Annotated in this window: 12 protein-coding genes; 6 read left to right on the top strand and 6 right to left on the bottom strand. The window is 70.7% G+C overall.

What is annotated here, in order from left to right:
• Positions 1–6: 6 nt before the first annotated feature.
• The 4 genes from AB0873_RS20740 to ssd are packed head-to-tail and all read right to left on the bottom strand — an operon-like array spanning position 7 to position 4,311.
• Positions 7–780 (bottom strand): type II secretion system F family protein, encoded by a 774-nt coding sequence (locus tag AB0873_RS20740; RefSeq protein ID WP_366601386.1) that lies wholly within the window; start codon positions 778–780, stop codon positions 7–9.
• Positions 780–2,003 carry a hypothetical protein gene (locus AB0873_RS20745; RefSeq protein ID WP_366601388.1) on the bottom strand — a complete coding sequence of 408 codons (1,224 nt, stop codon included), beginning with the start codon at positions 2,001–2,003 and terminating at the stop codon, positions 780–782. The genes AB0873_RS20740 and AB0873_RS20745 overlap by 1 nt, the downstream gene beginning before the upstream one ends.
• Positions 2,000–3,211: a TadA family conjugal transfer-associated ATPase gene (locus AB0873_RS20750; RefSeq protein ID WP_366601390.1), complete on the bottom strand. Its 1,212-nt coding sequence runs from the start codon at positions 3,209–3,211 to the stop codon at positions 2,000–2,002. Before AB0873_RS20750 ends, AB0873_RS20745 begins: the two co-directional genes overlap by 4 nt.
• Positions 3,208–4,311, bottom strand: coding sequence for a septum site-determining protein Ssd (gene ssd / locus AB0873_RS20755; RefSeq protein WP_366601391.1), 1,104 nt, complete (start codon positions 4,309–4,311; stop codon positions 3,208–3,210). The genes AB0873_RS20750 and ssd overlap by 4 nt, the downstream gene beginning before the upstream one ends.
• 397 nt (positions 4,312–4,708) lie before the next feature.
• Here ssd and AB0873_RS20760 point away from each other — a divergent pair, with 397 nt between their 5' ends.
• The 3 genes from AB0873_RS20760 to AB0873_RS20770 all read left to right on the top strand — a co-directional run bounded on the left by AB0873_RS20760 (position 4,709) and on the right by AB0873_RS20770 (position 7,910).
• Positions 4,709–5,767 carry a hypothetical protein gene (locus AB0873_RS20760; protein WP_366601412.1) on the top strand — a complete coding sequence of 353 codons (1,059 nt, stop codon included), beginning with the start codon at positions 4,709–4,711 and terminating at the stop codon, positions 5,765–5,767.
• Positions 5,768–6,655: 888 nt separating this feature from the next.
• Positions 6,656–7,462, top strand: a complete 807-nt coding sequence (locus AB0873_RS20765; protein ID WP_366601392.1) for a hypothetical protein — start codon at positions 6,656–6,658, stop codon at positions 7,460–7,462.
• A complete protein-coding gene (locus tag AB0873_RS20770) occupies positions 7,449–7,910 on the top strand; it encodes a type II toxin-antitoxin system VapC family toxin (protein WP_366601394.1) in 462 nt (153 codons plus the stop codon). The genes AB0873_RS20765 and AB0873_RS20770 overlap by 14 nt, the downstream gene beginning before the upstream one ends.
• Positions 7,911–8,003: 93 nt before the next feature.
• On the opposite strand, the gene AB0873_RS20775 is transcribed toward AB0873_RS20770, so the two are convergent.
• Positions 8,004–8,396 carry a hypothetical protein gene (locus tag AB0873_RS20775; protein WP_366601396.1) on the bottom strand — a complete coding sequence of 131 codons (393 nt, stop codon included), beginning with the start codon at positions 8,394–8,396 and terminating at the stop codon, positions 8,004–8,006.
• A gap of 155 nt (positions 8,397–8,551) precedes the next feature.
• Between AB0873_RS20775 and AB0873_RS20780 the strand changes: the two genes are divergently transcribed.
• The 3 genes from AB0873_RS20780 (at position 8,552) to AB0873_RS20790 (ending at position 10,395) form a co-directional block, all read left to right on the top strand.
• Positions 8,552–9,073 carry a hypothetical protein gene (locus AB0873_RS20780; protein ID WP_366601398.1) on the top strand — a complete coding sequence of 174 codons (522 nt, stop codon included), beginning with the start codon at positions 8,552–8,554 and terminating at the stop codon, positions 9,071–9,073.
• Positions 9,073–9,540, top strand: a complete 468-nt coding sequence (locus tag AB0873_RS20785; RefSeq protein WP_366601400.1) for a DUF2335 domain-containing protein — start codon at positions 9,073–9,075, stop codon at positions 9,538–9,540. The genes AB0873_RS20780 and AB0873_RS20785 overlap by 1 nt, the downstream gene beginning before the upstream one ends.
• Before the next feature lie 93 nt (positions 9,541–9,633).
• A complete protein-coding gene (locus tag AB0873_RS20790) occupies positions 9,634–10,395 on the top strand; it encodes a hypothetical protein (protein WP_366601401.1) in 762 nt (253 codons plus the stop codon).
• Between the two features lie 633 nt (positions 10,396–11,028).
• Here the strand turns inward: AB0873_RS20790 and AB0873_RS20795 are convergent.
• The coding region (locus tag AB0873_RS20795) for a phosphotransferase (protein ID WP_366601402.1) at positions 11,029–11,415 on the bottom strand (387 nt) is incomplete at its 5' end.

The following is an 11,415-nucleotide window of genomic DNA, read 5'->3' on the forward strand; positions in this document are numbered from 1 at the left end:
AGGCGGTCAGAGCACGTCACCGAGGACGGCGACGATCACCGGCACCAGACCGGCGAGAATGAAGGCCGGCAGGAAGCAGAGCCCCAGCGGCAGCACGATCAGCACCCCGGCCCGACGGGCAGCCGCCTCGGCCGCCGTGGCCCGGTCGGCCCGCAGGTCGTCGGCGAGGCGGGTCAGCGCGCCGGCCAGGGCGGCACCGCTGGTCGCCGAGCGGAGCGCCGCCGCGATCAGCCGCTCGGCGCCGGGCACCGGTTCGAGTGACGCCCACGCCTCCGCCGGATCGGCCCCGAGCCGAAGGAGCCGGCCGACCCGGGCCAGACGCTCCCCGAGCGGACTCTCGAACGCCTCCGCCACGGCCAGCACCGAACGGTCGACCGGGGCGCCCGCGCGCATCGCCGAGGCCAGAAGATCCGCGGCGAGCGGGAGGTCCTCCGCTTCCCGGCGGCGCCGCTCGCGTACGGCCGGCGACTCGACCCGCCGCAGCGCCCGGTCCAGCACCACGGTGGCGACCGGCGCGCCGAGGAGCCCCGGCCAGCCGCCGACCACCACGACGATGGCCACGCCGACGAACGCCGCGACGAGCCGGATCCTGTCCGGCCGGAGCCGGCGCCGCTGCCGGCTGGACGCGTCCGCCGGGGTCGCTGAACGGATCCGTCGCGGGGCGGCCGGGGCGCGCCGCAGGTCCCGTAGGCGGCGTACCGGGCGACGGCTCGTCCACAGGGCCGACGCCAGCAGCACACCCGCGGACAGGCAGCCCACGGTCAGGACCGTCCGGACCATCACGCGTCTCGCACGGGGATCGACGTGAGCCGGTCGGCCCAGAGCAGCCCGGCGACCTGTAGGGCGACGGCCAGGACGGCACAACCCCCGCCGACGGGGGTGTGCAGGAGCACGGCGACCGGGTCGACGCCGATGCCGTACCCGAGGCCCATTCCCCCGAGCGGCAGTGCCGCGAGGAGCCAGGCGGTCGCCCGCGCGCCGGCCGCCTGGGCTGCCGCGGCGGCGACGCCCCGGTCGGCCGAGCGGGCGTCCACGTCGATCCGCTCCAGCAGCTCCGCCAGCGGCGCGCCGGTCCGGTCGGCGAGGTGCACGGCGGTCCGGGCCAGCGAACCTCCCGACCCGTCGGTCACGGCTGCCGACAGTGCGACCGCCTGGGCCACCGGCAGGCCGGCCCGCAGGTCGGCGGCGAGGTCACAGAGCTGGTCCAGCCGCTGCTTCCGGGCTCGTCGGGCGTTGCGCGACGCCTCCCGTCGCAGCAGTGCGCGGACTCCCACCGTGCCGTACGCCCCGGCGGCGACCGCCGCCACCGGACCGCCCACCAGGGCACCCAGGGCTGCCGTCACCACACCGACCACCAGCAGGGCGCGCCTCGGCGACGCCGGCGGGGCCAGCCACCAACGCCGACCCGCCATGCCCGTCGCTCCGGGCCGGCCCGAGCCGGCGACCGCCGTGCGGAAGGTTGATGCCCGACGGCCGTCGCCGGCAGGCGGAGGTGACCCGCCCGGCCGTCGGGAATCCCGCCGAGGCGGCGGTCCGGTGCGGCCCGGGCCACGCGTGCCCGGCGTACCAGGCGACGTGAGCAGGTCGGCCGCCGCTGGCGCACGTGACAAGCGGGCCGGCCGGCCGACCGGAACCGGCGACCACTCACCCACTCCGGTCGGGCCCGCCACCGACGCCCGGCCCTGATCGGCCGGCGACGGCTCGCCCTGCGGCGTGTCCACCCTCGACCGGGAGATCGGGATCCGCGCCACCTTCGTCGCCGGCCCGGCCGCGGGCAGGTCGCCGGGAGTCGACGTCGAGGTCTCGTCCCGGTCCGGTCGGGCGCCACCGACCGGCGCGGGAGGGTCGCGCCGCAGGCTGGTCACCCACGCGACCAGGGGATCCTCGACGACCGGCGCAGTGTCGACACCGGACGCGCGTCGACGGATGACCAGCAGCGGCCGGCACGCGACGGCCGTCAGGGTCACCAGGACCAGCGTCAGCAGCAGGTACGGCGGGATCATGCCGGCCCCGCCGATCCGGGCCAGGGCCCGTGCAGGATCGGGGGGACCGCGACGTTCCGCCCCTTCAGCAACTCCGCCAGCCGTCGGGCGGCGGACGCCGGGCCGCCACCGCGGACCCACGCCGGCACGGCGCTGACCAGCCGGTCGGGCCCCTCCGGCAGGAGCAGGCAGACGGACTCCAGCACCCGTCCGCGCGTCAGCCGCCGGACGTGCAGCACCACCTGGAGCGCCGCCGCCACCTGCGCGTGCAGCGCGGGCCGGGGCAGGCCGCCCAGCAGACCGAGCGCCTCCAGCCGGGCGGGCACGTCCGACGGGGTGTTGGCGTGCAGCGTCCCGGCGCCGCCCTCGTGGCCCGTGTTGAGTGCGGCCAGCAGGTCGACGACCTCCGGCCCGCGGCACTCACCCACCACCAGCCGGTCCGGTCGCATCCGCAACGCCTGGCGTACCAGGTCGGTCAGGCCGATGGCGCCCGAGCCCTCCACGTTGGCGGTCCGGGCCTGCAGGCCCACCACGTGCGGGTGGTTCGGGTGCAGCTCGGCGGCGTCCTCGACGAGCACGATCCGTTCCGTGGCCGGGACGAGACCGAGCATCGTGTTGAGCAGTGTCGTCTTTCCGGAGCCCGTGCCTCCCACGACCAGGTACGCGAGCCGGGCCGCCACCACCGCGGACAGCACCGGGGCCACCGGACGCGGCACGGTGCCCTGGCGGATCAGCTCGTCGAGGGTGAACGGCCGCTGCCGGAAGGTCCGCAGGGACAGGTACGGCCCGTCCGTCGCCACCGGGGGCAGCACCGCGTGCAGGCGGGTGCCGTCCGCGAGCCGCGCGTCCACGTACGGGGAGCCGTCGTCCAGCCGGCGCCCGGCGCCCGCCGCGAGCCGCTGCGCCAGCCGGCGGACGTCGTCCACCGAGCCCACCGGCACCGGGACCTGTTGGAGGCCCTGCCCCCGGTCGATCCACACCCGGACGCCGTTGACGAGCACGTCGGTCACCTCGGGGTCCGCCAGCAGCGGAGCGAGCGGGCCGGCGCCCACCAGGTCGTCGTGCACCCGGTCGGCCAGGCGGAGCAGCGTGGTGTCGCCGAGCACGGCGGCGGTCGGTTCGGCGCGTACGGCGGAGACGATCGCGGCCGGGGTGACCGGCGCGGACGAGGATGCGATCCGCTGCCGGACGCGGGCGGCGAGCGCGTCCCCGTCGGTGGGCCCGGTCACGCCGCACCCGCCGCGGGCGCTCCGGTCAGCTCGCCGACGATCCGTTGGCACAGGGCCGCCAGCGAACCCCGACCGTCGGCGGCTGGGGCTTCGCCGCGTTCCAGGCCCCGGCAGAGCCCGGGCTCGGGGCGCAACGTCCCGGCGAGCGGGAGCCCGAGTGCGCGCGCGACCTCGGCGGCCTTGAGCCGGCCCGGCGCCGGCCCCCGGACGATCAGCGACAGGTCGGCGCAGTGCGGCGCGGCGGCGGCGACCACCCGGGCGGCCGCGGCCGTGGCCCGCAGCTCGGCGGGGACGACGAGGAACGCCCGGTCGACGGTCTGGAGGGCGGTCACCGCCGCGTCGTCGAGATGCCGCGGCAGGTCGACCACGACGACGTCCCGACCACGCCGGGCGGCGTCGAGGGTCGCCGCCATCGCCGGGGCGGGCAGCGGCAGGAGATCGCCCCGGTCCCACGAGAGCACCACCAGGTCGCCCCGGCTCGGCAGGGCACGCACCAGAGCCGGCGCGTCGACCCGTCCCTCGGCGTCGGTCAGCGCCGGCCAGCGCAGCCCGTCCAGCTGTTCCCAGCCCAGCACGAGATCCAGTCCGCCGCCGAGGGGATCGGCGTCGACGAGGAGCGTGCGGAGTCGGGACCGGGCGGCCGTGACGGCGAGACCGCCGGCGAGGATGCTCGCGCCGGCCCCACCACGACCGCCCAGGACGGCCACGGCCCGGGCCCCGCCGGGGACCGGCTGGTCCGGGCCGCACTCGGCGAACCGGTCCACCAGCCAGGGCTCGGCGGCGGGCAGGGTGGCGACGTGCTCGGCTCCCATCAGATCGGCGACCTCCCAGCCGGGCTCAAGGTCGCCGGAGCGACCGACCAGAACCAGGCGACGCCGGTACGGCAGGCGCGCCCGCAGGCACTGCTGGGCCTGGTCGGTGCCGACGAGCACCAGCGGGGCGGGCGCCCAGCGGGACCGGGCGGCCACCGGATCCGGCGCGAGGTCCACCTCGACGCCGCCGGCCGCGGCGAGCCGCAGCAGGTCGTCGAGCAGGTCGCTGTCGGACGTGACGAGCAGGGGCAGGCGCCGAGGGGGTGGTACGGAGGTGCGGGGTGGCATCACGGCCTCCAGCGGTCGGCTCGGATTCGCTGGTTCGGAACCCTGCTCGCTCCGACCCCCGCCACGCCGCCCCTCGGACGGCGCCTGTGGACGACGGAGCCACCTGTGGACAACGCCCGAAACGGCAGTTGATCTGCTATGCCCGCCGTCCGGTAGGAGCGCGTCCGTCGAGGTGGCCGTGCCTGCTGACGCCGCCTGATCGCACAGGGCGGAGACCGGTGGTGGCACCCGGCCGCGGAAAAGCGGCCGCGGAGTCGACTGGGGGAGCGGACGATTCACCGGGACCGGTCGCCCCGGCGGAGCGATCGACGGCGCGACCTTTCCGGCGAACCGGCCCAGGGCACGGGACGCCCCTACTAGCGTCGGGACCATGCCGGCTCGTTCGTCCCGCTGGTCGATGCCGCCCCGGGTCCTCGAGGCACCGTCGTACCTGCAGGCGTTCGTCCTCTCCGGGGTGGTGACGGTGCTGGTCACGCGGGCCTTCCTCCAGGCGGCCGGCTACCCGAGGCTGGGCGGCGGCGGGCTCCACATCGCGCACGTGCTCTGGGGTGGCCTGCTGATGACCGCGGGTCTGGGCGTTGCCCTGGTCTTCCTGGGCAGTGCGGCGCGCATCCTCGGCGCGATCCTGGGCGGGACGGGCTTCGGCCTCTTCGTCGACGAGGTCGGCAAGTTCGTCACCGCCGGCACCGACTACTTCTATGCCCCCGCCGCCGGCATCATCTACGGTTCGTTCGCGGTGCTAGTGGTGATCACCCAGGCGATCCGTGACCGGACCCGGCTCACCGACCAGGAGCGGACGGCGAACGCCCTGTACACGGTGGTCGGCGGGCTCGGCACCGGCCTCACCCCTCGGCGCCGTGCGGCGGTGACGCGGCTGGTCCGCGGGTGCGGCCCGGAGGTGGAGGAGGCGGTGGCCCGACTGCTCGACGCGGTGCCCCGACGGGAGCCACCCGGCACCCGGTTCTGGCAGCCCTGGCTCGACCGGGGCCGCCGGGCACTGACCTGGGTGACCACCCACCGGTGGGTGGTGTCGCTGGTGGTCCTGTATCTCGTCGGCGAGCCCTTCGTCGTGGTGCTCAGAGTCCTCGAGGACGCGGTCACCGGCCAGTTGCCCGACCAGCGGGAATGGGGCGCCGTGCTCGGGGTCGCGCTCTCCGCGCTGATCACGGCGGTGCTCGGGATCCGTGGGGCTTTGCTGCTCCCGACCGACCAGGTGCGGGCCTTCCGGCTGTTCAAGCTCGCGCTCCTGGTCGACCTGCTGTTCGGGCAGATCTTCAGCTTCACCGTCAATCAGTTCGGGGCGCTCGCCGCGCTCGGCGTGGACCTTTTCCTGCTTGCGGTGGTGACGGCCGAATACCGCCGGCTGTCCCGGCAGGCGTCGGCGGCCGCGATCCGGAAGGCCGAGGAATCGGGCAGCCGGGAAGAAACCCAGGACAGTCACGGCCGGAACCAGTAGCCGTACGGATGACCGCTCGTTGGGGGATTTCAGCCAGACCACGTCTGATTGACGGCTGTCAACTCGTTGTCCTTCAACGCCGCGATAAGAGGACGTTGGGAGGAATTCGAGGTCAGAGCGTCCGCCGAAGACTTCGAGTCCCTCGCGTTCGATGTGGACATGAGGCCCTACCAGCGGAACTTCCTCGGGTGAAGCCAACCTTAGGCGTGAAGCCATTGGTCCGATAGCGGGGCGGCGAGTGGTCGGCGGAGTCACCACGGAGCGGGAGGACGGCGCGCCCTGCAGGGCATGGGCCGCGAACAGGCGTGGGCGACGCTGAATCGTTATACGCACACGCCAGACGGCTACGCCGGCGCCCGCATTCTGGCCGCATTCGTCCGACGCAGGGAGGCCGTTGGACGCCGGGGTTCGGCGAGGGTGAGGAAGGGCGCCACCTGCGGCGGAGTATTTGACCGGGAAAGGGACGACCCCCGTCGGGGGGATGCGGTCCCAAGCGGTCGACTGCTGCCAGCTGGTGGCGACCCGTGCCGACGAGCAGGTGTCTGGCCTCGTCCGTTGACGTTCCCGACCCAGCCATATCGAGGCTTACGCTGCCTCCTTGCTGCCTCGGCCTTCTCGGATCCAGCCGAGGAACCTGCCGTGCAGCGCGCCGGCAGGGATCATGTGGAGATCCTCGGGAGCCTGGACGAAGTAGGAGCTGAGGTAGAGCGCAAGGGAGACCCCGGACCGCAGCAGGCGGTGACCAGCAGGACCGCGAAAGAGGGCTCCCCCGCCGGCCTGCCGGCTGGCCGACGGCCGAACGGCAACTGAAGCGGAAACGCCACGCCAGGTAACGCTAGCCCGTTATGCCGGTACCACGGGTGGAAAGACTATGACATGGTGAGCGGTATGAGCACGGAACTGCGGGTCACGCTGCCGGGCCCGGAGGGATCAGCGGACGCGCGGCGTGCACTTGCGGTGCTTGACCGATTCCTCACCCTGCTCGGACGCCTCGAAGACGCCACCCTCAAACGACCAGTCTCCCGCGACCACACCACGTGGAGCTTCACGGACGTGCGCCTCGGCAGCCTCGTCACCACGCTTGCCCCGAACCGCCTCGCCAGCGGCGCCACCTCCGTGACGATCAAGGAGATTGCCGGCACGACCGTCATGGGCCTCGCCACCGCGCAGCATCAGGAAGGGCTGCCCCCCGGGTGGACCCTGCAAGCCGCACGGGCCGGGGCAGAGCTGGCGCAACTGCTCGGCCTTCTCGTATCCGACGGCATGATCCTGGAACTACTTGAGAACGGCAAACCCCAGGGCCCGCGGGTCATGGTGACGCGACAAGCCGCCGAGAACCTCGCCGCGGCTGTGAAGACTCGGCGGCATTCCATAGGGTCAGTGATTGGCCGCCTCGACGCGATCTCGCTACACGACCGCCGCGAAGCCGGGCTGTGGCACGAGCGCACCGGGGAGAGGATTGCGGTCACGTTCGACCCGAGCCAGATGGACGAGATCCGGGCAGCACTGGGCAAGCGCGTCGAGATCGCCGGCCGGCTCACCCGCGACGCCGAGGACCGCCCCCTGAGCGTCAAGATGCGGTCGCTTGAGGTGCTACAGGATGCACCGGTCACCGACCTGATTGGCCTCGACCCCAATCTCACGGGCGGCAGGGACCCGGTGGACTACCTGAGGGAGATCCGTGGCGCGTCCTGATAACCCCTCCTCGGTCTACCTCGACTCGGACACGCTCATCTACGCCATAACGGAGAAGGACGGCTGCGAGCCCGTCCTTGCGATACTGCGCTTGGCGGAAGCCAGGAAGCTGGAGGTCGTCATCTCCGATTTGTCGTACGTCGAGGCGCGAGGTTGGGGCAAGGGCGATCCCTATCCAGCCGAACTCGACCAGAAATGCCGAAACGCACTAGACAGCACCAATCTGGTGCGGGTGGAATTCTCGCGGCGGATCGCCCTACGGGCAAGGGAATACGCCTACAGGCACCGGCTGGGCAACTACGACGCGATCCACCTTGCATCGGCCGTGGAGGCTGGCGTCAACGTGATGATGACCTGGGACAAAGAGCTGCTACGGGCGAGGTACGTTGACGGCGTCTGGATCGAGGAGCCGTACGAGATTGGTGATCCGACCCTGTTCTCTGCCTAAGCCCTGGCCAACGCACCCGGGCCAAGCCGCAACCGAACTTCCTAGTCGTCCTGGCTCGTCCAGCCGCGTCCGCTCCCGTCGTCACCCAGGTTGTCACTCACCCGTCATGGGCCGCTCTCTCCCCCGGAGGCGTTCCCGAGCGGCTTCCAACCGCGCCTTGTAGTCCTGCATGAACAGCTCAGGCAGCGAGGTCTCCAAGGGACCGCTAATGCTGTACAACGCAGCCCAGATCGCAGGGTCGTCGACCAGGCGATCGAACGCTTCCGTCCCGATGACGCGGTCGAGCCAGTCTGACAGCACCAGCGCCTGGTCGTGGCTTAGCTTGATCGCAAAATGGTCCTCGGGCATGCCCAGACGGTAGCCAGCAGCGCGTCCAGACCAGAATCCGGCGTACAGGTCGACTCGTCCGTCGCCCACCAGGTCAGCCGCTGTCACATCGCGGCTGACCTGCTGGTTCGTCGGGCGCTGCTGGTCGTCGCTGGTCACCGTTGGTCGGCCTTCGACGGCCCGGCTACGGCCCAGACGGCCCAGAGGCGGCCCGAATGACCGGGCATGGGTGACCAAGCCTCGGTGCCTCGCCTAGTGATGCTCGTCTGTGTTGTCCTGCGCGGGTACGATCGCGGGGCGAGGGGAGGGCAGTCGTGGCGAAACACCGTGGGTCCGCACGGTCAGTCTTCGAGGGTGTTCAACGACTGGGCGATTTCTCGGGATCTCTTTACCGTGCCCGTCGTCCGCGTGGCACGATCCGCGCGACCCCCGCGAGTCAAGACCGCGCCTCGATCCGCGGCGATTTCCGTGCTCTCCGACGCGACATCCTCGAAGGCATTCGCCTCGTCATCGGCGAGCGGTGGTTGAAGACGACAGCCCGCGAAACCTCCGGCTCGTACCTACGCGAATTCCTCGACAAGGGCGGCAATTACGAGCTAGCAATGCGCTGGACAGACCGTGAAGGCAGGGTTTGGTACAGCGGGATTGATCCGCCGACGGCAGAGGCCACGACTCCAACCTTCGACGAGATGGAGTCAACCTACACGAGGATCCAAGACGCGTATCGCTCCTTCAGCGTCCGCGAATCAGTTGACGGACGGATCAGCGGGATGAGATCGGTTCCTGCTGATGATACCCAGACCGAACCTCGAGCTACTTCAGACGGAGATCACTGATGACGGAGGACGCCGCCGGCTCCGGGGTCGGCGAGGTTGAGCGCGTCATTCCCGCACCTCGCAGCGAACCCGATCCTTCCCGTGAGGTCGAGCTCGTAGACCTGCGAGTGAGCCGGGAGCAGCTTGAGCAGTGGTCTTCTCCGTTCGTTCCGTCCCACGAACTACAGCGGCTCGATGCAGTTGTTGAGAATGGAGCCGAGCGCGCGTTCAGGTACGCGGAGAGGGAGCAAGAGCACCGGCTCGGCATGGACGAGCGCCAGGCGCAGCGTCTGGAGCGTGCTGATAGGCGCGAATATGTTCTTGCGTGGGCCGGGATGGGTTTCGCATTCATGCTTGCCTCGACGGCTATCGGTGCCGGCGTGTTCCTCGGCTACAAGGGACAGCCAATTGCTGGAACCATTCTGGGCGGCGGCGGGCTTGTCTTGATCGTTGCGGCTTTTCTTCGCAGGCCCAAACAGGAGCCATGATCCACCCAAGCACCTGAGCATTAACGTTGAGCATTTGGCGGTGGAATCGTGGTGAGTCCAGATTTTTGGACGACTAGCGCTCAAACAATGCCCGTGCTTGCACTGGCAATCGTTGTTGAGGCTCGTGCGATAATGGCGGGCTGGACTCCTGGAGAAATGCGCACAGTTAAGAGCATGCAGGGCCTAGCCTGGGCAACCCCGCTCATTGTCTACGCCATCGCCACCCCGGCCTGCTTCCGCTCCCTCGCCGGAGAGAGGGTGTGGACGGGATGGCCAGACATCATCAATTTCGGCATAACAATGGGGATCTCAACCCTGGTGATTAGTCCAGCCCTCGAATTAATTGTTCGCTCGAACGCGAGAATCGTCGCGGGCTTGACCTGGCTATTCGCCCTGCGATTCAGCCTATTACGGTTCCGGCGGATGCCTCGAAGAATCGGGGCAACTCGACATCGCATTGTCGCGGGACTCGATGAGCTGTCGGGGCTCGAAAGGGAGCTCGATTCACTCGAAGCGACGGTCTATAACTCGGACCATCCCACCTGCGCCGAGTGCGTGGCCAGCCTCCGGAGGATCGATACAATCCGCGAAAAGATTGGTAAGCGGCGTGTTGAGTTGAATGAGAACCTTGAGGAGCTAGAGAATATTGCAAGCGAGTATGACCGGGTAAGGAAGCGCGGTGTAACTGCTTTCAACAAGCTGGAAGCACAATTGGAGCGCATGAGTCTGAGCGGAGAAAAGTCTAAGGAGCTTTCCGACCTCACCAGAAGCATTGACGCCATTCCAATGCATGCCAGCGCCAAGTCTGATTCTTCCTCGGAATCGACCACTTCTTCTGATTCCTCCAGGCCATGACTTGACCTGCCGCCACCCCCTGCCATCCCGTATGCCATCGACCCGCCCGCTTGGGGAGCGGGCCGTCGCCCGGCCCGCCATGTCAAGCGGACCTTGACGCCTCGTACGGACGCTGGCGGGTCGGGCGGTGGTCTGCTCGGCTTGCCCGGTCGATGGCAGGCGGGATGGCCTACCGCAACCACCCACGGACGGCGACCCGCCCGCGGAGCCCCGGCTATCCTGGAGCCGGAGCGCCCCGGCCGGAGGCGCACTAGCCGCAACCCCGCGACCGCCGCCAGCCCGCCGACGCGGCCGGCGTCCGCTCCCCTACGCCGCGCGGGCACGTGGCCGCGCGGCCCGGCTGGCTGCCGGCCCACCACCCCACACGTCAACGGCCTGTCGTTCTGCGGCGGCCCACCGGGCTCCCCGCTGTCCGCGCCAGCCGCCGGGCATCCGGCGTGACGGCCGCAGAGCGACAGCGGCAGCGGCCGGCGCGCGCCCAGGCGGCGGCGCGTGCGGCCCGTCAAGGGCCGCCTTGAAGACGTACAGAAACTTTGAACCAACTTCGCCGGCAGCCGGCCGGCAGCCGGTGTCCGGGCTCGGGACCTGCGTGACAGATCGGTATCAGGACCTGCGTGACGCCTACGGCACCGGTCAACTGATGACTGGATCCTGAAGGACTTGGACCAGGGCACGCTCTTGGAAGCCCTCGGGATCAGGGCTGGACTGGCCGGCGATCGTCACGAGCGCCTTCCACAACGCCCACCCGCGTGCTCGTCGCCACGTGTCCTCGGACAGGCCGACGGCGTCCGCGAAGACCTTGCGCTCATCACCGAGGAAGTAGGTCCAGGCCATCACGAGGTCGCCGGCGGGATCGCCGACGCCGCACGTACCGAAATCGATGACCGCAGACAATCTCCCGTCGGCGGCGAGCAGGTTGCCGACGGCCACGTCGCCGTGGAACCACACCGGCGCGGACGGCCAGGCCGACGTCAACGCCTCGTCCCAGATGGCCTGGCAGGCGGCGACGTCGACGACGTC

This window comes from Micromonospora sp. NPDC047707, from assembly GCF_040704235.1.
In the GTDB taxonomy this organism is placed as follows: domain Bacteria; phylum Actinomycetota; class Actinomycetes; order Mycobacteriales; family Micromonosporaceae; genus Micromonospora.

What these genes read in the sequence shown, in the direction of transcription:
- AB0873_RS20740 (WP_366601386.1), bottom strand. Translation starts at nt 780, where the DNA reads ATGGTCCGGACGGTCCTGACCGTGGGCTGCCTGTCCGCGGGTGTGCTG.
- AB0873_RS20745 (WP_366601388.1), bottom strand. Translation starts at nt 2,003, where the DNA reads ATGATCCCGCCGTACCTGCTGCTGACGCTGGTCCTGGTGACCCTGACG.
- ssd (WP_366601391.1), bottom strand. Translation starts at nt 4,311, where the DNA reads ATGCCACCCCGCACCTCCGTACCACCCCCTCGGCGCCTGCCCCTGCTC.
- AB0873_RS20760 (WP_366601412.1), top strand. Translation starts at nt 4,709, where the DNA reads ATGCCGCCCCGGGTCCTCGAGGCACCGTCGTACCTGCAGGCGTTCGTC.
- AB0873_RS20765 (WP_366601392.1), top strand. Translation starts at nt 6,656, where the DNA reads ATGAGCACGGAACTGCGGGTCACGCTGCCGGGCCCGGAGGGATCAGCG.
- AB0873_RS20785 (WP_366601400.1), top strand. Translation starts at nt 9,073, where the DNA reads ATGACGGAGGACGCCGCCGGCTCCGGGGTCGGCGAGGTTGAGCGCGTC.